At 40.7% G+C, this 19,578-nt stretch carries 21 protein-coding genes, 3 tRNA genes and 1 rRNA gene; 9 read left to right on the forward strand and 16 right to left on the reverse strand.

The features are described from left to right. Positions 1–76: 76 nt before the first annotated feature. Positions 77–1,720: a TCP-1/cpn60 chaperonin family protein gene (locus tag F7B60_07665; protein ID MCE4615386.1), complete on the reverse strand. Its 1,644-nt coding sequence runs from the start codon at positions 1,718–1,720 to the stop codon at positions 77–79. Between the two features lie 157 nt (positions 1,721–1,877). On the opposite strand from F7B60_07665, the gene F7B60_07670 reads away from it, so the two are divergent. From F7B60_07670 to tpiA, 6 genes are all read left to right on the forward strand, one after another. Continuing rightward, the gene (locus F7B60_07670; protein MCE4615387.1) at positions 1,878–2,078 is read left to right on the forward strand and encodes a 30S ribosomal protein S17e; all 201 of its coding nucleotides are present in this window, start codon (positions 1,878–1,880) and stop codon (positions 2,076–2,078) included. A gap of 83 nt (positions 2,079–2,161) precedes the next feature. After that, positions 2,162–2,902 (forward strand): hypothetical protein, encoded by a 741-nt coding sequence (locus tag F7B60_07675; protein ID MCE4615388.1) that lies wholly within the window; start codon positions 2,162–2,164, stop codon positions 2,900–2,902. Between the two features lie 59 nt (positions 2,903–2,961). Beyond that, positions 2,962–3,384, forward strand: a complete 423-nt coding sequence (locus tag F7B60_07680) for a hypothetical protein (GenBank protein MCE4615389.1) — start codon at positions 2,962–2,964, stop codon at positions 3,382–3,384. A 165-nt stretch (positions 3,385–3,549) separates the two neighbouring features. Continuing rightward, a complete protein-coding gene (locus tag F7B60_07685) occupies positions 3,550–5,358 on the forward strand; it encodes a ribosome biogenesis/translation initiation ATPase RLI (protein ID MCE4615390.1) in 1,809 nt (602 codons plus the stop codon). Positions 5,359–5,431: 73 nt separating this feature from the next. Continuing rightward, on the forward strand, positions 5,432–6,589 hold the full coding sequence (locus F7B60_07690) for a fructose-1,6-bisphosphatase (protein MCE4615391.1): 1,158 nt from the start codon (positions 5,432–5,434) through the stop codon (positions 6,587–6,589). A 46-nt stretch (positions 6,590–6,635) separates the two neighbouring features. After that, complete coding sequence (gene tpiA / locus F7B60_07695; GenBank protein ID MCE4615392.1) at positions 6,636–7,295, forward strand: triose-phosphate isomerase; 660 nt, start codon at positions 6,636–6,638, stop codon at positions 7,293–7,295. Positions 7,296–7,369: 74 nt separating this feature from the next. On the opposite strand, the gene F7B60_07700 is transcribed toward tpiA, so the two are convergent. Beyond that, a complete protein-coding gene (locus F7B60_07700) occupies positions 7,370–7,906 on the reverse strand; it encodes a hypothetical protein (protein ID MCE4615393.1) in 537 nt (178 codons plus the stop codon). Positions 7,907–8,378: 472 nt separating this feature from the next. On the opposite strand from F7B60_07700, the gene F7B60_07705 reads away from it, so the two are divergent. Next, entirely contained in the window at positions 8,379–8,564 is a 186-nt protein-coding gene (locus F7B60_07705; protein ID MCE4615394.1) for a DUF104 domain-containing protein, read from the forward strand. A gap of 66 nt (positions 8,565–8,630) precedes the next feature. Here the strand turns inward: F7B60_07705 and F7B60_07710 are convergent, their stop codons facing one another. From F7B60_07710 to map, 13 genes are all read right to left on the reverse strand, one after another. After that, positions 8,631–9,389, reverse strand: coding sequence for a hypothetical protein (locus F7B60_07710; GenBank protein ID MCE4615395.1), 759 nt, complete (start codon positions 9,387–9,389; stop codon positions 8,631–8,633). After that, a complete protein-coding gene (locus F7B60_07715) occupies positions 9,383–10,135 on the reverse strand; it encodes a hypothetical protein (GenBank protein ID MCE4615396.1) in 753 nt (250 codons plus the stop codon). Before F7B60_07715 ends, F7B60_07710 begins: the two co-directional genes overlap by 7 nt. Positions 10,136–10,370: 235 nt before the next feature. Further along, positions 10,371–10,439 (reverse strand): hypothetical protein, encoded by a 69-nt coding sequence (locus tag F7B60_07720; GenBank protein MCE4615397.1) that lies wholly within the window; start codon positions 10,437–10,439, stop codon positions 10,371–10,373. A 350-nt stretch (positions 10,440–10,789) separates the two neighbouring features. Continuing rightward, positions 10,790–11,056 carry a type II toxin-antitoxin system RelE/ParE family toxin gene (locus tag F7B60_07725; GenBank protein MCE4615398.1) on the reverse strand — a complete coding sequence of 89 codons (267 nt, stop codon included), beginning with the start codon at positions 11,054–11,056 and terminating at the stop codon, positions 10,790–10,792. Positions 11,057–11,058: 2 nt separating this feature from the next. Beyond that, positions 11,059–11,265, reverse strand: coding sequence for a hypothetical protein (locus tag F7B60_07730; GenBank protein MCE4615399.1), 207 nt, complete (start codon positions 11,263–11,265; stop codon positions 11,059–11,061). 99 nt (positions 11,266–11,364) lie between these two features. Then, positions 11,365–11,442 (reverse strand) — tRNA-Val (locus F7B60_07735). 45 nt (positions 11,443–11,487) lie between these two features. Beyond that, positions 11,488–12,225, reverse strand: a complete 738-nt coding sequence (locus F7B60_07740; GenBank protein ID MCE4615400.1) for an enoyl-CoA hydratase/isomerase family protein — start codon at positions 12,223–12,225, stop codon at positions 11,488–11,490. A gap of 332 nt (positions 12,226–12,557) precedes the next feature. After that, positions 12,558–12,633, reverse strand: a tRNA-Asn gene (locus F7B60_07745). Positions 12,634–12,689: 56 nt separating this feature from the next. Beyond that, complete coding sequence (metG, locus tag F7B60_07750) at positions 12,690–14,423, reverse strand: methionine--tRNA ligase (GenBank protein MCE4615401.1); 1,734 nt, start codon at positions 14,421–14,423, stop codon at positions 12,690–12,692. A 94-nt stretch (positions 14,424–14,517) separates the two neighbouring features. Then, a 5S ribosomal RNA gene (gene rrf / locus F7B60_07755) occupies positions 14,518–14,637 on the reverse strand. A 60-nt stretch (positions 14,638–14,697) separates the two neighbouring features. Continuing rightward, positions 14,698–14,970, reverse strand: a complete 273-nt coding sequence (locus tag F7B60_07760; protein ID MCE4615402.1) for a hypothetical protein — start codon at positions 14,968–14,970, stop codon at positions 14,698–14,700. 9 nt (positions 14,971–14,979) lie between these two features. Next, on the reverse strand, positions 14,980–16,104 hold the full coding sequence (locus tag F7B60_07765; GenBank protein ID MCE4615403.1) for a DUF1512 domain-containing protein: 1,125 nt from the start codon (positions 16,102–16,104) through the stop codon (positions 14,980–14,982). A 14-nt stretch (positions 16,105–16,118) separates the two neighbouring features. Beyond that, a complete protein-coding gene (gene map, locus F7B60_07770) occupies positions 16,119–17,027 on the reverse strand; it encodes a type II methionyl aminopeptidase (GenBank protein ID MCE4615404.1) in 909 nt (302 codons plus the stop codon). Positions 17,028–17,149: 122 nt separating this feature from the next. On the opposite strand from map, the gene rpsJ reads away from it, so the two are divergent. Together rpsJ and F7B60_07780 are read left to right on the forward strand one after the other, a co-directional pair. Next, entirely contained in the window at positions 17,150–17,458 is a 309-nt protein-coding gene (gene rpsJ, locus F7B60_07775) for a 30S ribosomal protein S10 (GenBank protein ID MCE4615405.1), read from the forward strand. 89 nt (positions 17,459–17,547) lie between these two features. Further along, a tRNA-Ser gene (locus tag F7B60_07780) sits at positions 17,548–17,634 on the forward strand. A 607-nt stretch (positions 17,635–18,241) separates the two neighbouring features. On the opposite strand, the gene tuf is transcribed toward F7B60_07780, so the two are convergent. After that, positions 18,242–19,549, reverse strand: a complete 1,308-nt coding sequence (gene tuf / locus F7B60_07785; GenBank protein MCE4615406.1) for a translation elongation factor EF-1 subunit alpha — start codon at positions 19,547–19,549, stop codon at positions 18,242–18,244. Between the last annotated feature and the right edge of the window lie 29 nt (positions 19,550–19,578).

Raw genomic sequence — 19,578 nt, forward strand, 5'->3', positions numbered from 1 at the left:
TAAAGAATTGGTTAGGTAAGTTAAAAACTTGGGTTTGATAATGGAGTTAAAGAATTTACAGGAGGGATTAAGCTGGTTACTCTTCTTCTTCACCGCTTCCCCTCGGTTTCTTGCTTTCTTCTTCTTTAGTTCTACTAGCAGCGATCACATCGTCTATTCTCGTGACAAGTGTAGATGCTTCAGTAGCTGCTTTCAATGCATTGGCTTTTATTCTAGCGGGCTCTATTATGCCTGTATTGGCAACATCTATGATTTCTCCGGACTTTATGTCTATTCCATAGAACTTCTTTGACGGATCTTCATGGGCTGCCCTCAGTTTCATCAGTGTTTCTATCGGATCAAGACCAGCATTCTCTGCTAGAACTGCTGGGAGTGACTCCACGGCTCTGGCGAAGTATTCAATGGCTAGCTGTTCTTTACCGCCGATCTTAGGAGCTAGCTCCCTGAGCCTCTTAGCTATTTCTATTTCTATTGCACCAGCACCAGCTACTATTTTACCGTCCCTTATGGCGTCTGCTACTGAGCTTAAAGCGTCGTGAATAGCTCTGTGGGCTTCTTCAACCATTCTCTCAAGACCCGCTCTTATAAGTATCGTTACACTCTTGGGGTTCTTTGCATCTTCTACGAATATCATCTTATCGTCCCCGATCTTCTTTTCCTCTACGAGCTCTGCTTCCCCCAGATCCTCCGGTTTCAAGTCTTCTATATTGCTTACTATCCTTGCACCAGTTGCTCTTGCTATCTTTTCTATATCGCTTCTCTTAACTCTTCTTACGGCCATAACGCCCTTCTTGGCTAGGAAGTGCTGTGCAACATCATCAATACCCTTCTGGGTTATAACTACATTTGCACCTGTTGCAGCTATTTTGTCAACCATTTCCTTTAGTATTTTCTCTTCTTCCTCAAAGAACTTATCGAAGAGCGTAGGGTCGTTGATTCTTATCTCAGCATCAATTTCAGGTTTTTCTACCTCTAAAGGAGCGTCAAGCAGTGCTATCTTAGCTTTCTCTACTCTTCTAGGCATGCCAGGATGTACTACTTCTTTATCTATGACTATTCCGTGAATAAGTTCGGTGTCTAGTATTCCTCCTCCATGCTTCTTAATTATCTGTATGTTATCGAGATCAACATACCAGTATCCATCTTCCCCTCTCTTCTCAGCTACTTTCTTGACAGCTTCAAGTGCTATCTTGGCTAGGTGTTCCCTTGCACCGTGAACAGCTTTACTGTTAAGGCTTGTTTTAGCTATGAGAAGTAGTTTTTCATCGTCTTCAAAACCTATTTTCTCAGCTGTTTCGTTGATAGCCTTAACAGCTTCTTCTAGAGCTTTCTTGTACCCGGAAACTATTACAGTAGGGTGAATTCCTTTCTCTAGGAGGAGTTCGCCTTGCTTAAGTAGCTCTCCGGCTAATATAACAGCCGTTTTAGTACCGTCTCCTGCCTCTTCATCTTGGCCCTTTGATATTTGAACTATCATCTTAGCTGCAGGATGCTGTATGTCCATTTTATCAAGTATTGTAGCGCCATCGTTAGTTATAGTTATATCTCCTAGGCTGTCTACAAGCATTTTGTCCATGCCTTTGGGCCCATATGTTGTTTTCAGCATTTCGGAGATCGCTCTAACTGCCATAATGTTTGCTCTTAAAGCATCTTTTCCAGCTGTTCTCTGGGTTCCTTCTTTAAGGATAATTACCGGTATTCCGGTTGGTTCTGTTGCCATATTCTGTCACCCCTTCCTACTTGTGCTTCACGTAAAACCATGTAAAATGGCTTCTATATAAAGTTTTCCCATAATGATAACAGATAACTGCCCTAAGAATCAGACACTAATAAATAAAAACCACATACGTCAATAGGCGGACAATGAGGTGTAGGTGATGGGCAAAGTAAGGCCTACGATAGTTAAGAGGACTGCAAGGAAGCTTCTCTTAAGGTATCCTAGTGTATTTACAGATAATTTTGAGGAGAACAAGAAAATAGTGGATCAGTTAATTGAGTACCAATCCAAGAGAGTTAGAAACAGGGTTGCTGGGTATATAACTCATTTAATTAAGGTTATAAGGAAGAAAGAACAGTAGATCAGAATAATTAATTACCACTAGTTTCCTATACAAATCAACAATAAACAAGCAATTAATTCTTCGAGTATTGGGGTGCACTTATGCACATAAAAGTCAAGTTATTAGGTCAACTTAAACATTCAGCTGGAAGAGAGGAATTAACTCTGGAGATTGAGAATTCTAGAATAACACTCTTAGATCTTATTAACACTGTAAGTAAAACACGAGAATTATCTCAGTATTTTAATGGGAAGGGCCCTAGGTATGATATAATTTTATTCGTTAACGGCAGAGACTATAGAGTCTATACGGAGGATCACCTGTTATCGGATACCGTAGAAATGACATTTATACCTATAAGTCACGGCGGAGTAGAGCTCTACTATGTAGCATGGAAAGATATAGAGAATTATTCTAGGATGATAGCTGGAAAAGTGTATAATGACGGGTATAGAGCCGATGCTATAATAGGGATAATGAGGGGAGGAATAGTTCCAGCAAGAATAATAGCGGATTATCTTGGAGTAAGAAATTTGGGTACAATAGAAGTTATGTTCTATCAGCGCCCAGGTGAAACCAGACATAAACCTGTCATACGGCAACCGCTAACACTTGACATATCAGATAAAAACGTTTTAATAGTAGATGACGTTTCGGATACGGGTAAAAGCCTACAAGTAGCTCTAAGCGCTATAACGCTCTACGGACCATCCCAAATAAAGACAGCGGCATTGTATATTAAACCTTGGACAACATTTATTCCAGACTATTATGGTACAAGTGCTACAAAGTGGATTGTATTTCCTTGGGAAAAGAATGAGGTGGAAAGGGAAATAAAATGAAAGCGGAATGTACAAAGATAGACTCGTTTCAACATCCTATATATATTATACGGTGGGTAGTGAATCTTAGTCGAGAAGACTACGATGTGTTTACCAAGAAGTTAAGGAGATTGAAAAGAAGAAATGATACATTAGTAGTTGTTACACCTGAAAAAATAGATCCTTTAGTATGTTATGCAACCTACATTCACACTTTAGATGCTTTTAGGTTGTCAAGAAACAAAGCTAGAACACTAGATCTAGAAGCACTTATCATTATCTATGGAGACAAGCAAATAGGAAGGCTTCTCTCTCGATTAAGAAACGAAGTAATGAAAGTAGGTTCATATAATATTTGTATATTATATGAACAAAAGCATCCGGGTCCTGAGTATCTTCCAGAACCTCCTGGGGAACCATTGAAATGTAATGAGCTTGAACTAATAGGTGATGTTCTAAATAAGCTAGAGTCCGTTACTGCTAATTACTTATCAACAATATAAATAACGAGGCTCAGGATCATGTCCTCTCATCACATCCTTCAGTGCCGTCACCACATTTCATCGCCTCACACAAGTTTATAGATAAATGTGAGTAATAAACCAACTGACAAAAAACCAGTTATTTTCCCCACGACTCCAATCTAGAAGGACAGAGGTATAAGGATAATGCCGGGAAAAACAGCCAGAATAGCAGTTGTGGATTATGATTCATGTAAACCCACTAAATGTCACCAGGAGTGCATAGCGTTTTGTCCTATAAACAGAACAGGGAAGACCAAAGCTATCGAAGCTAAGCCGGAGCTGAAGAATAAACCTGTAATATATGAAGACACTTGTATAGGATGCGGTATATGTGTTAGAAAATGTCCTTTTAAGGCTATATCCATAATCAACCTACCTGCTGAACTCGAAGAAGATGCTGTTCATAGGTATGATGTAAACAGCTTCAAACTGTTCAAACTACCTGTACCTAAAGCAGGTCAGGTTCTAGGACTCATAGGCAAGAACGGGACAGGTAAAACAACAGCCATAAAAATACTTGCTGGTGAAATCAAGCCTAACCTAGGCCGGGTGGAGAATCCGCCTGATTGGGATGAAGTTATAAAAAGGTTTAGAGGCTCTGAACTCCAAAACTATCTTGAGAGAATTTCAGAAGGAAAACTGAGGGTTGCTCACAAGATACAGTATGTTGATCTTCTAGCGAAATATCTGAAGGGAACAGTTGGTCAGCTACTCCGAAAAGCTGATGAGAGGGGAATATCGCAAGATTTAGCCCAAGAACTTGGTTTTAAGCCTATCTGGGACAGAAATATAAGGAAAATTAGTGGGGGAGAACTCCAGAAGCTGTTGATAGCAGCAGTACTAAGCAAAGACGTAGATGTCTATATTTTCGATGAGCCAAGCAGTTATCTGGATGTTAGAGAAAGGATTAGGGTCTCAAAACTCGTACGGAGGGAAGTAAAAGGGAACAAGTACTATATAGTAGTAGAACATGACTTAGCAGTTCTCGATTATCTCTCTGATAACATCTCAATACTCTATGGAGAGCCGGGAGTCTATGGAATAGTCTCAGTACCATATGGTGTTAGAAACGGAATAAATTATTTTCTAGACGGTTTTCTCCCAGCTGAGAATATGAGAATAAGAAAGGAACCCATAGGATTCAGGGTTTACACTCCAGAACAGAGGCAAGAAAGCCCTATACCGTACTTGGAATGGAGCAACATAAAAGTAGAAAGGGGGCTATTTACACTTCAAGCAGAAGGAGGCAGGATCTATAAGGGTGAAGTAATAGGCATTGTAGGCCCTAACGGTATAGGTAAAACAACCTTTGTGGATACTGTGGCTGGAAAAATAAAGCCTCATGAAGGTTATGTCACTGTATTAGGCGACTATAAGATAAGCTTCAAACCACAGTACATAAAAAGCGAGGATTATACTGGCACTGTCTATGATGTTCTAAAAGAAGCTAACTCACACTCAGTCAATCCTGGAAGTTGGCTTTACTTGGAACTAGTGAAGAAACTCAGGCTAGACAAATTGTTTGACAGGCAGGTAAACGAACTCAGTGGAGGAGAACTCCAGAAACTTGCTGTAGCTCAAACTCTGGCTAGAAATGCCGAAATCTATCTGCTAGACGAGCCTTCTGCTTATCTTGATGTTGAAGAGAGGCTAACAGTTGCCAAGACTATAAGAAGACTCACAGAGACTAGGGAAGTGGCAGCATTTGTTGTAGAACATGACGTAGTTATAGAAGACTATGTTAGTGACAAACTAATTGTTATACTAGGTCAACCAGGATATGAAGGATGTGCAAGTAAACCATTGACACTAAGAGAAGGTATGAATATTTTCCTCAAAGAACTGGGAGTTACTTTCAGAAGAGACCCCGAGACAGGAAGGCCTAGGGTCAATAAAGAAGGAAGCTATTTGGATAGACTCCAAAAATCTAGGGGAGAGTATTTTTACGAGTAAATGATTATTAATCAATATATAACTCCCATTCTCTAACCATTTATAATTAGATCTACTTTCTAGGAGGAGGATAATCATGGTCAAGACAACTATAAGTGTTATAAAAGCAGATATAGGATCTCTCGCAGGTCATCACGTAACTCACCCTGATACTCTTGCAGCAGCCTCAAAAGTTCTAGTTGATGCAAAAAAGGAAGGGCTCATAAAAGACTTCTATGTAACCCACGTAGGAGACGACTTACAGCTGATAATGACTCACAACAAGGGGGAGGACAACTCTGACATACATGGCCTAGCTTGGAAGGCATTTAGCGAAGCAGCTAAAGTAGCCAAAGAATTAGGACTCTATGCAGCAGGTCAAGACCTACTCTCAGACGCGTTCTCTGGAAACATAAGAGGCCTAGGCCCGGGAGTAGCTGAAATGGAAATAGAAGAAAGGCCGGCCGAGCCTATAATTATATTCATGGCAGACAAAACAGAACCTGGAGCATTTAATATGCCATTATTCAAAATTTTTGCAGATCCCTTCAATACTGCAGGACTAGTAATAGATCCTAGGATGCACAATGGCTTCATATTTCAAGTGTTAGACGTCTTCGAAGGAAAAGTAGTTGAATTAAAAGCGCCAGAGGAAATGTATGATATACTAGCGCTGATAGGGACGCCAGGAAGATATGTGGTAAAAAGGGTATACAGGAAAAATAACCATGTAATAGGAGCGGTAGTAAGCAGTGAAAGACTAAACCTAATAGCCGGAAAATATGTAGGAAAAGACGATCCAGTTTCGATAGTCCGAGCCCAGAGCGGGTACCCGGCAACCGGAGAGGTACTAGAACCATTTGCGTTCCCACACTTGGTAGCAGGATGGATGAGAGGAAGCCACCACGGGCCACTCATGCCAGTAGGCCTACGTCACGCTAAATGCACGAGATTCGATGGCCCACCTAGAATAATAGCACTGGGGTTCCAAGTCAAGGACGGAAGGCTTGTCGGCCCAGCAGACCTCTTTGATGATCCAGCATTCGACGAGGCGAGAAGAACAGCTAACGTCATAGCAGACTATCTTCGCCGTCACGGGCCATTCATGCCTCATAGGCTAGGTCCAGAAGAAATGGAGTATACAACATTACCAGATGTGCTGGAAAAACTGAAAGACCGTTTCGTTAAAATTGACATTGGATATAAAGCAAAAATACGTCACTCTGAAATGCTGGAAGAACTTCATGAGTAACCACATTCTTCTTTTTCAAGGATATGACATCTAATTGGTGGAAGCTATGATACCTGTATTTGTAGTTAACTACAAAGCTTACCCTACAAGTTATGGAAAAATAGCAGAAGAAATAGCAAAGAAAGCTTCAGATCTTTCATCTACAGGTAGGATAAGAATAATATTAGCTGTACCGGCCACGGAAGTTTATAGGATCTCCAAAATACATGAAGACACGTACATTCAATCAGTTGACTCTGTAATAGAAGGATCTTACACAGGACACATAACAGTAGAAATGGCGGAGGAAGCTGGAGCAAAAGGTGTCCTGTTGAATCATAGTGAGAAGAAACTCCTGTATAGAGACATACAATCGATTATAAAGGTAACAAGAATAGAAACACTCGTATGTGCTGAAACGCCCGAGGAAGCGGTTGCTGTATCACTACTTAATCCAACAATGATAGCAATCGAACCGCCGGAACTTATTGGAACGGGAATACCCGTATCTAAGGCAAAACCTCAAGTTATAACTGATACAGTTAGACTAGTAAGGCAGCACAATACACAATCAGCAATTCTAACAGGAGCTGGGATCTCTGCTCCAGGCGATGCTATTAAAGCAATACAACTGGGAACACAGGGGGTACTAGTAGCGTCTGCAGTCATGAAGGCGCAAAACCCTCTCGCAAAACTAGAAGAGTTCGCTGAGAAGATGATTATTTAGAACCAATTTTCTCACGACCTATAAAAACATCGTCTTATATAGAAATGAAAGAATAAAGAAAAAAAGGATGTCTTTTAGGGAAGAACCACTCCTATAGCTCCAGCAAAAGCCATAGTCATAAAGACAAAGCCATCAATAAACGATGTTATCCCAGCAATTTTTGCACATGCCTCATTCCCTGTATAGCCATGGATAGCACCGCAAACAGTAACTGGTACTAAGAGTCCGAGTGCTGTTGTTAGGAAGATCAAGTGTAGTTCTATGCCAGTAAATGTTGAGAACGCTGCAAAGAGTATTCCAGTGAACCACAGGGCATGATTCGCTAAGTAAAGGTTAGTTCCGCCTATAGTTAAAGACACACCCAATATCCATAATAGTAAGACAAATGCTGCTGCTATGGTTGCAGCGAAGACATTTCTATCAGCTATAACGTAACCCAATGCGAGAGTCTCCATTATTGCACCACTGAGGATTATCACACCATAGTCCTTTAAGTTAATTTTTTCCTTGCCTGCCCCCAGGTTCACCAAACCGATAACCAGGGTCATGACAGCTGCTTCCCATAGTAGAGTAGTCATAGCCACTTCAGAGAGAGGAGGAGGACTAGCCATTTTCCCCACCTTTATCCAATGAGTTCTCTTTGATTTTATGTAAAAATGTATGTTTTATAGGTTACGTGTTTAGATATAAAAATATTATGATGGAAAGAATAATAAGAATCTATATATTAAGCGGTAGTAAGTTTATTGCTAATAATATTATCCATAAACGAAAGTCATAATAGATTTTGTATAAACATAGATTATTTTGAATTCGCTGAAGTTAGGAGAGGCACATAAAGTAAATCTCTTTGCATAGTATTATTTTAGAAGTTTCTTGTTAAGACGCAGGTTGTCTATAAAACAAGTAGGCTTGAATTCCTCCAGGTATTACCACACAATAATGGTGGGCCCGCGGGGACTTGAACCCCGGGCCTACCACCTAAAAGTTATGCATTCGTTTTACGGCATTGGCTAGAATAAATATAAAATTAAGCGAAATTGATTACCTCCTACCGTAATAATGGCATTTGGTGTATTGAGTATGCCTGAGATAGAGGGTATCGTTAAGGGCGGTGTGATTATTCCACTGAAGAGTTTGGCCGAGCTTGAGGGTAAGAAAGTTAGGATAAAGATTGTGGGTGTCAAAGATGTTGATGTTGAGAAACTCTATGCATACCTCAGGCTTTTAAGGGAGGGTGAAGATGCTAGAGAATTCTTCAAAGTATAGACAAGGAGACATAGTTATCCTAGAGTTGCCATGCTATAATATTTTGTGAAGCGAAAGCTTATAACATTACTTGGTGTCAATAGGTGAGAGAACCAGCCATAAACTACTCTCAACTGTATTCGGCACATTCTCCGTCTTTACTATGAAGATCCTAACTATAATTATACTGTTCCCCTTAAGCTCTATTGCCTCCGAGCTACATATTACCTTATCTTTGTACACGACTCCAGGGTAGCTCGTGAACCATAACACTTTTGTTGTGTTATCACTACTTATGCGAAACCACTGTGCTGGACCGAAACTACCAGTAATGGTGATATTCTCTAAAGGAGAGATGTGAGTGACCACAATGCCTCCTAGTTTTAGTTGCCTTGCAAACCAGTAATTACCGTTAGAGGATATATAAGCTAATAAGCCGTAGTGATAAAGACCTCCAGAAACCGAAATATGGTTAATGTTAGCTGTTTCGCCATTAATGAGCCGAACCTTATAGCTACCTATAGGTATCTGGATAAGGGTAGCATTTACAACCTTCCCATGCAGAATTAATGTTCTACAAAAACCGTCTATAATATTTGCTTCTTTATGCTCTAGGTAAAATCTTGATGTATTAGCGAGAAAGGCTTTAACAAGGCTGGGAACGTTAACCAAGCCAGAACCTTGGCCAGGTACATGAGAAGCCGGGGGTGTGCTAGAAGTAGCTGATTTTGAAGGAGTTTTCACCGTATAGAAGTTATTAATAAATATTATTCCCATGAATAGTAAAATAACAATAATAGCAATATAGTATATCATTCTCTTATTTTTCTGTACACCTATTACCATAATTGTGCCTCTTTTTTATAATGAGTGCCTCCTATATCATAGCCTATATAGAATTTCCCTGGAGACAATAGTTTTATTTGAATACGCTCTTCTATATCTTTTTCATTTTCTTTAAAGTCTGCATATACTTTTCCATGCGGCCACCTTTCCGAAACCCAAGGCTCTAGCAGCCAATTAGTTGTCTCTATTTTAAATGCATTGTTATTCCCTACCTTTATTAGATCACTAGTATCAGTTGTATCGGATTCCATCATTCCCCCAACAGGCGTAGATGGCTTACTACTATCGTTTAACGTATAAATATTATACAATATATTAGTACTATAATCAACAAAATACAGAAATACTCTGTAACCACTGCCTTGCTTAGGTATGAATCTGATCCCCAGTTCATATACATGATTATGTTGCGGCTTGAAGATCTTATCATCAACCTTAAATGGGGGACATCCGCAATCGCATGGTAAATTTGGGTGAGGGCCACCATTTTCCCGGCTACAAGACCCAGCAGAAATACGCCATCCCCATTCTGCATGATAGCCTAGAGAAGTTTGGTAGAAATACTCATCTGACGATACTGAGGCCCAAACGACTACTAAATGATCAAGCTTAGGAAGCACTAGAGGAGTTCTAACTACAATAAATCCTCCGTAAATATCAATACCATATTTCCTAGGATCAGGGCTTCTCACACCATAAGTCCAAGGACAATCACTTGCACTGTGTGTTTTTTCTATAGAATACAAAAAACACCTCTTAAATAAGCATGCTAGTAGAGCATTAATAAACCTTTGTATAACTAGTCATTTTTAGTGTACAATGATTGGTCATGTAACTATTTATATAATAATATGATTGTAGCTGTAAGTTAATTTATACAGGCCAATAACTTAGCTCATAAAAACTAGATAGCTATAAAAATGGAAAATTATTTAATAATTTTGCGTTACTTTACTCTACTGTTATGTCTTTTCTTTCCTCTCATACTCCGTGAAGATTGAAGTATACTAGGGCGTATATAATGCCGCTTTTCTCTAGTTTGACCTTTATGGCTATTTCTGGCTCTGAGTAGACTGGATCGAGCTCGATGCTAGCGATTCTTATTGAGTTAAATTCCCTGCTCTCCTCGTAGAATCATAGTTCTATTTTTCTTATCAAATACTGGGGCTCGTTGGGGTGCGGGCCTGCTTTGTTTCCAAAAGATTAACATTTCTTTACCTTGTCTGATGCTTCTAGTTTTGGAGTGTGGATTTCGGTCTTGGTTGCTACTAGACCTTCTATTATCTCCTGCTTGTTTCCTCATTGCTGAATATGCATTTGCTCCAAAACGAATATCAGTTGGGATATCAAATAATGATATTAAACACCATCACATATGCATAACAAGGGGTTCCAGTGCATTATTTCTTATATGCTTTCTTTCGGAGGATTATTGCATATACTGTTATTGTGTTGGGTTTTTCTAGTTCAAATAAAACTCTATACTCTCCTATTCGAATTCTATAATGATTCCTGTAGCCACGCAGTTTCTTAATGTCTAGTCTTCCCGTGAAGCCGTAGTCTTGAAGTGTAACTAGCGCTTCAAGGATCCTATTTCTAATAGGCTCGTCGAGCTCCCTGAGATGCTTCAAGGCCTTCTTGGTGAGGTTAACAGTGTATCTCGTCACTTTTACTCCCTGAGGACGTCATTTAGGCTCACAAGTTCTATTTTCCCCTTCTTTTTATCATCCTCATACTCTCTGATCGCGTCAACCTCGTCGGGCAAGGGTTCCTCGATACCTATAAGCCGTTCTTCCAACAAGGCCTCAATACGCTCTAGTATAGCCCTCAGCTCACGTAACTCGCTATATAACAGCTTTTCTTCTCCTACAGTCATTAACAGCCTCCCCCTACAAGAATAGCTTGCATGAAGCCCTTAATTTTTATCGCCTTGAATAACTGTCGAATAAGGACTATGAGAATTAAATTGTACCAGTGGTGGGCCCGCGGGGATTTGAACCCCGGACCTCCGCCGTGTGAGGGCGGCGTCCTAACCAGGCTAGACGACGGGCCCTACCGGGGTGTTTCTCTTAATCGATTTGTTCTAAATAAATAAGTGTTAAATTTGTTGTTTAGATAGAAATTTCCGAGCTTTTTCTATAAGTTCAGGTGTTTCAGCTAATCTTGCTAGTTGAGTTATTTTATCTAGATTCTCTTTTAGGTGCATTCTCCTGTATCCAAGATATAGTTTTGTTGCTAGAGGATTCTTAGAGGCTGTTTCAAGTGTTTCAGCTATATGCTTAACAGCACCATCTAACGTATCGTAAATACCAGCGATTAACCCCATTTTTTCAGCTTCTTTTACTGTCAACTTATCACTTGTTAATGCAGCATGCAGTAATTTGTGATGCGGTGTTGATTGGAGCCTAGCTGCTAGCATTGGAGCCATTAGCCCCCACTTAATCTCAGGCCAGGATATAAATGCTGTCGGGCTCGAGAAAGTAATATCTGCTGCTAATGCTATTTCTGCGCCCCCTGCTATTGCTGGGCCGTTTAGGTATACTATAACAGGTTTAGAGCAGTTTATCATAGCTTCGAGTAGGTTACCCAGCGCATCAAAAGGCTTCCTCGCCTCGCTAGGTGTTTCGGATCTAGCTACCTCTTCCAGATCTATTCCTGAGGAAAACAGTCTTCCTTTACCTGTTATCATTACTGCCTTTACGCTAGAGTCTTGGCAGGCGTTTTTGATTTTTTCTGCTAGATTGTTTAGTGTCATAGTGTCTAGACTGTTTAACTTTTCTTGACGGATTATGATTATAATCTTTATTCCATATCGGTTTTCAACTATTAATGACATTATTCTCATCCCACAGGAAACTTAATGGGTGATTGGGGGTGTTAGGAGCCCGTTATTCCCCCTGTTTGGGTGTGGTGGGCCCGGGGGGACTCGAACCCCTGACCTACGGGTCTCTCCGAGCTTAGCTCCAGTAACAGTTCATCCCCACATTTAGGGGTCATAAGACCCGTATTCCATTCGTCGGGTCTGGAGCCAGGGATTACTGGAGCATCGGCCCCCGTCCGCCCCTAGTTTTCAATGAATTATCTTTCTAGGGTTTTAAGGGTTAACTCAAACTGGGGCTGAAGTTAGGAGTAAAAGGTTTGCGTGCCGGGTCCCCTCTCCACAAGTTATGGCGCCGGGGAGGGGACTCGAACCCCCGACCATCGGGTTAACAGCCCGACGCTCTACCAGCTGAGCTACCCCGGCTTGACCCACGTTTGCTGTGGGCAAGAATTATGTATAGATTGGTTGGTTTATAGGTTTTATCCCGCGACCTTATACCCTTTGAGGACTGGAGGTCTTTTCAGCCTAGCCTTCTTCCTTGCCTTTTCAAGCATTTGACCAGCATTTTCAAGAAAGTCCTCACGGAGTTTCTTGAAAAGAGGCTCTGGTCTAGGTATCTCAACACATTTATCTAGTGTTTTATTGATGTAGCTCCATCTTGCTTTGCTTATTCCTTGTTTTTGTCCCAGCATAATCCATAGCTTGGTAGACGCATTTGGTATGATAGGCCAGGATGTGAGGGCTATTAGATATAAAATATTTGCTTCTGTCCATAGAATGCCTGTAGCTTTGTCACGGTTTGTTTTTATATACTTCCACGGCTCGGAGGCATTTAGATACTGGTTTCCTAGTCTAGCTATTTCTAATATTCCCTCAGTTGCTGCCCTGATTTTCACTTCCTCGTAGCTATGGACAACATTCCAAGCTTTTCCTCGGGCATTTGCCAATACCTCAGCTTCTTCATCTTCTATCAGAGGATTGCACGGTGTTTTCCTATCAAGCTTCCTGTATATTAATGTGAGAACTCTGTGGGCAAGGTTTCCTATGGTATCGTTTAATTCAGTATTTACTATGCGGTAGAATTCTTTCCATGAGAAGTTCATATCCCTCTGCTCTGGCCTAATCCTAGCCAATACCCACCTCCAATAATCCGACGGGGCAATTTCAAGCGCCTCATCTGCCCATATGCCTATTCCACGGGATTTACTGAATTGCTCTCCTTTGAAGGTAAGGTATTCTGTGGCTGATATTATATAGGGTAAAACGTAAGGATCACCTGAAGCCATTAACATTGCTGGGAAAATTATTGAGTGAAATGGGATATTGTCCTTACCTATAAAGAAATAGGTTCTTGTTTCCTGGTTGAACCACCATTTCTTCCATTCTTCAGGATTTCCTGTTTTCATTATTAAGTATTCTTTTGTAGCGGAAACGTATCCTAGAAGTGCATCAAACCATACATATACAGTTTTACCTTCCGCTCCAGGGAAAGATGCCGGTATACCCCATTTTATATCCCTCGTAACTGCTCTTGGTTTAAGCCCTGTTTCGAGCCATGAGAGACTGTATTTCTTAATGTTTTCCGGCATGTGCTTGTGGTTTGCCAACCATTCCTTAAGCCGATTCTGTAGTTTTCTAAGATCTATGAACCAATGTTTGGTTTCTTTGAATATAGGTGTTACACCGCATAAAACACAGTGGGGGTTTATGAGTTCGGTTGGGTGTAGAAGTCTACCACAATTATCGCATTGATCCCCCCTTGCCTTTTCATATCCACAATATGGACAAGTTCCTTCAACGTATCTGTCTGGAAGAAACATTTTGTCATTAGGACAATATGGAAGTATATCTGTTTGCTCAAATATATAGCTATTGTCGTATATTTTCCTAAGCATTTCCCTGACAAATTCTTTATGGATCTCGCTTTCAGTTCGGCTGTAGAGAGAGAAGTTGATGTTAAATTCATTAAACAATTTAAGGTCGTAATCGTGGACCTGATCTGTAAGTACCCGAGGCTCGATACCTCTTTTCCTGGCTTCAAGCTCTATAGGGGTACCATGCTCATCGCTTCCTGTTACATATATAACCTCATGTCCAGATAGCTTCATTGCTCTAGCGAAAAAGTCCGCGCTTAGCAAACTACCTATAAGTGTACCTAAGTGAGGCACATTGTTTACATAAGGCCATGCCGATGTTACTATAATCTTAGCCATAAGCTAACACCGTCCTTTTCATTAGCCCTAGCTTGTTCAATGAAAAATACTAGAGGGATAAAATTGTTATCCGAAGAATGTAAGAAGTAGTGCCCGGTCCCGGTTTAGGGCCCCTGCAGGTCCTCTCGGACCCTACCGGGTACCCCAACGCGACAGGCTTAACTGCCGGGTTCGAGATGAGTCCGGGTGTTCCCCGATCGCTATGACCGGGCCGGGCAAGTCATATACATCGGTTTCTGAAAGATTATAAAGTTATCTCACATTGTAAGGGGGGTTACTGCTGTTTTATCTCGGTACTATAAATTGCTTTTATTATTTTGACACCATGCTCCCCGCAGGTTCCAAGGTTTTTCCCAATATAGTCGCCTTCCTGGAAGTCTCTCTTCTCCTCTTTACCGTCTTCACTACATTCTATCAAGGTAATAAGCTTTCTTGGGATTTCCTTTTTCCTTGACTGACTTGATTGTATAAAGAGGTAAATCGTTGAACCTATAAGTAGTAGGAGGAAAAGGAACTGCATATATGGATTATTCTGCGTATTAAGCACTATTCCCACCTACTGTGATACCCCCATACTGTTTCCTATGCCTGCCAGTAAAACAACATCACCATTCTGAGTCTCTTCTTTTAGAATGGTCTTTATCCTATTCAATGCTTCAACACCGCCTTTGTATATCTCTTCTCTCATGGCGTATATCGCCTCCTCCATTCCCATCTTTATTATAACTGTTCTAAGAGGTATTCCATATTTCGTTGCTACTCTTTCAATCCTGATTTTCTCAGGCCCTGGATCACCTATTGCTGCTCCGACACCTTCAGCTACAGAACCTGTGTCTTCTCCTTCTAGCTTTAATGCAGCATCAACCGTGATTAACAGTCTCGGTTTTCCCGTTTTGAATAGGTCTTTTTCTATTATCTCTTCTATAGCCACCCCAGGTCTACCTACATTCGATTCTGGGCCACTAGCCTTTACTAGTATGATTTTACGGTTTTCGAATTCTACGAGCGAGGCTACAGTGTCTTCATCTATGTTTATCCATTCAGGTGTTCCATTAAATCGAGCTATTCTGTGTGCTATTAAGGGGCCTATGGCGTCGCCTATGGGAGCTCCTTTTGCAAAATCGTCTAGTGCTTTTCGATAGCTTTCTGCTATCTTGAGTATTTGAGGTAGAATGAGTTTGAGCTGCATTAGTAGTATATAGTTGTTGGTTTTCTCGCTTGTTATTAAATAGTGCCTCACGATCTTGTATATCATGTTTAGTGCATATGTGATTTCCAGAGAGGTTTCAATTTTATATCGAATGCTTTTATCCCTTTCCGGCATTTCCTTAAGTAGGAGTTCTTTTATATGGTTTCTTTCTGTCGTTAATATATGATCTAGTCTTCTAATAATGTCTGTCGGCTCTATATCTACTGGTGAAATTGTCACATAATCCTTTATTCTATCGACTATGGTTTTAGGCCTCTTGGCGCCATTCCGAACAAGCATGTCCCGGGTTTTCTCTTCAGCCTCAGTGTAGTATTTATAGAATATTCCGAGGGATGCTCTCACTTCCTTACCCCATAAATACATTTGGAACCTCTGGTTGGCCCCAACGAACAGTAATACGAATATAAGGAGGAATGCAAGCTGGCTTATAGCTGAAATCCAGTCGGCTAAGCTTGTTCCATCTGTTGTCATTTGATAAGTGCACCTCACGCAGTGGTAACCATTTTACCATCTTTTGTAAGCAAGATAGTATGCTCGAATTGGGATACTAATCCTCTACCCACCTCAACCAGAATAGGGTAGACATAAAGGGTTTTAGTTTTTATTAAAACTCTCATAGCGTGTTCAACAGTCTTCTCTCCGAAAACAGGGACAAGCCATCTGGGTGTGAATGGAAGGGTTTTATATTCCTGTGAAATATAGTCGAAGACTTCTCGTGATTCTCGATCCAGTTTACGTGGGTTCGTTTTTGCCAGTGAGTAAATATTAGCTATTTTCCCCTCTCTCGTTAAACCTTTCCCATTTGTTGCGAACGGTTCTATGGCTATGGTCATGTCTTTATTTATTTTGAAGACAGCAAACCTGTCTCCATAGTTTGGGATAGAGAGACCAGCATGTATTCTATATCGGTCGATGCTATGTCCTGTTAGGTTTCTTACCGGTTTAAACCCATAGTTCTTTATAACATGCTCTATAGCTAAGCCTATCTCAAACGCTTTCACGCCTGGTTTCAATGTTTTAATAGCTTTTTCAAGGGCCTCTTTAGAGGCTTCGAGGAGAAGAACGTGTTTATCTGATAAATCTATGGTTTTGGCAGTATCTGCTATATATCCATCTATATGAACGCCGAGATCCACTTTTACAACAGCATCCGGTGGAATAATTGTGGTATCGTTATATAAAGGAGTGAAATGTGCTGCTACCTCGTTGATGGATATATTACATGGAAACGCCAGTTTACCGCCCATGTCTATAATCTTTCTCTCAAGTTCTAAACAAACGTTTAATGCTTTCTCACCAGGTTTTACGATTTTGTCAGAGTACTCTCGTACTTCCCTCGCTATTTCCCCGGCTCTCAAGTATTTTTTTATCACTTCCTCTTCCAATTCACTCAACGCTCATCAACCATTAGGCAAAATGATGAGAGCCGGTCAGCATTAAATATTAGCTTTTTATTAGGGGGATAAACCTTATATGATGATGCATGTATGGAAGAAGGTTATGGGGGAGTAGTGGTATGGTAAACAAAGTCAGAATATGGCTGTGGAGTCCTAATGTAAATAGTCTAAGACATGTTGAAGAGCAGATAAGGAAGATATCAGAGAAAACGGGTGCTAGGATGAGAGGCCCTATACCGCTTCCCACGAAGAGACTGAAGGTACCGGTATTCCGATTGCCTCATGGTGAAGGGTCGAAACACTGGGAGCATTGGGAAATGAGGATACATAAGAGGTTAATTGATATAGTAGCTGATGAAAGAGTGATGAAGCAAATAATGAGGGTAAGGGTACCAAAGGATGTCTATATAGAAATTAAGATAGTTTAATCTTTTACATAAATCCTTTAAATCCCTAGATCAGGCATTAATATTAATTACAGTTACAATCGAGAACTTTTACATATAATAATAGGTGTGCCGGGGTGCCCGAGCGGCCCAAGGGGCTGGCCTTGAGAGCCAGTGGGCGGAAGCCCGCGCGGGTTCAAATCCCGCCCCCGGCGCCATTTGCCATACACGATAATTGCTTCTAAATACAATAAACTTGAGTGAGCCTTTATTATCTAGGTATTAGTATAACATGTAGCTTGTCACAATAAAGGAGTATAAGGGTTATTTGCGATTAATATTCACTTTATAAGTCTATCCTCTACTTTTATCTTAAAACACTAGTCTTTGTTTCGAAAAAGTAATGTTCTGGGAAGTATAAAGCTTGTTGTAGCTGATAAATCTAATTGACATATAAGTGAAGCTTAAACAATTTATTCAATTCCAAGGCTAACATTAGCTTTCTTAGGAGTTTTTGCTTACAATAATAAATCTTAAAAGATACTTCTCGGAATAGACCAAGGTTCACTGCAAAATCATCAGCAAAATCATCATGTTCTATGTATACAATAATAAAACCTCAACTGGAAGATTTTTCGAGTACAACTGTAAGTGTTATATTCCGCTGGTTCCTTGCACTGCTTATATTCGTTGATGTATCGAGGATTGGTTTTGAGATGTTGGAATTACCGGCATAGACTGATTTATAATCCCTAGGTACTTGTTTTGCAAAGTAAAATACGATGAGATTTCTTCTTGGAGTAAAGTAAAGAAGGTTTGTATGGTTTACTTTATTTCTACAGTTGTAGGTTTTACGTCCTTGACTATTCCTATTCCTATGGTCTTATTCATGTCTCTCATTGCGAATCTTCCTAGTGGCGGAAAGTCACTGTACTTCTCTATTACCAGCGGCTTTATTGGCTTGAATCTTACTATAGCAGCATCACCCTGTTTGAGGAAGTCTGGGTGCTCCTCTAATACTTTACCCGTTCTTGGATCCACTTTCGCCACTATTTCAACTATTCTTGATGCTACACTTGCTGTGTGGACGTGGATGACTGGTGTGTAACCAACTGTTATGGCTGATGGATGCCATATTACGAATATTTGTGCTGTAAACTCTTCAGCTACTGTCGGCGGTGTGTTTGGATGACCCACCACGTCTCCTCTCTTAACATCTTTCTTTGTTATTCCTCTAACGTTGAATCCTATATTGTCTCCAGGTTCTGCTTTCTCAAGTTTTGTGTAGTGCATTTCTATGCTTCTGACTTCACCTATCTTACCTATAGGCATGAACACTAGTTTATCTCCCACTTTAAGAACCCCGGTCTCCACTCTACCTACAGGTACTACACCTACTCCAGGCACTTGGAGCACATTCTGTATAGGTATCCTTAAAGGCTTGTCCACAGGCTTTGCTGGAGGCTCGATCTGGTCTAGTGCTTCTACTAGAGTTGGCCCATTGTACCACGGCATATTAGGGTCTCTCTCTATCAGGTTTGCCCCTGTCCATGCTGAGACTGGTACGTAGGCTATCTTGTCAATATCGTATCCGAGTCCTTTCATGAACTTCTTGAGTATAGATACCACTTGCTCATATCTCTTCTGACTGTATGGCGGGTCTGTGGCATCCATCTTGTTTATTGCAACTACAACTTTATCTATACCCATGGTTTTAGCTAGTAATAGATGTTCTCTGGTCTGTCCTTCAGGACTCATACCAGCCTCGAACTCTCCTTTCCTAGCTGAAACAACTACTACGGCTGTATCAGCTTGGCTTGCACCGGTGATCATGTTCTTGATGAAATCACGGTGTCCAGGAGCGTCGATTATTGTGAAGTAGTATTTCCTGGTCTCGAACTTCATGAAGGTTAAGTCGATTGTTACTCCTCTTTCTCTTTCTTCCTTTAGCTTGTCGAGTAGCCATGCGAATTTGAAGGATTCTTTTCCTTTAGCTCTTGCAGCTTCTTCTAGTTCTTTAATTTTTTTCTCGTCAACGAACCCTAGACGGAAAAGCAGATGACCTACTAGGGTGCTCTTACCATGGTCTACGTGGCCTATTACCACCAGGTTCATGTGAGATTTCTCTGCCATTCTACACCACCCTATATATTCGGGAGATA

The organism is Candidatus Tiamatella incendiivivens, assembly GCA_015522635.1.
Lineage (GTDB): Archaea > Thermoproteota > Thermoprotei_A > Sulfolobales > Acidilobaceae > Tiamatella > Tiamatella incendiivivens.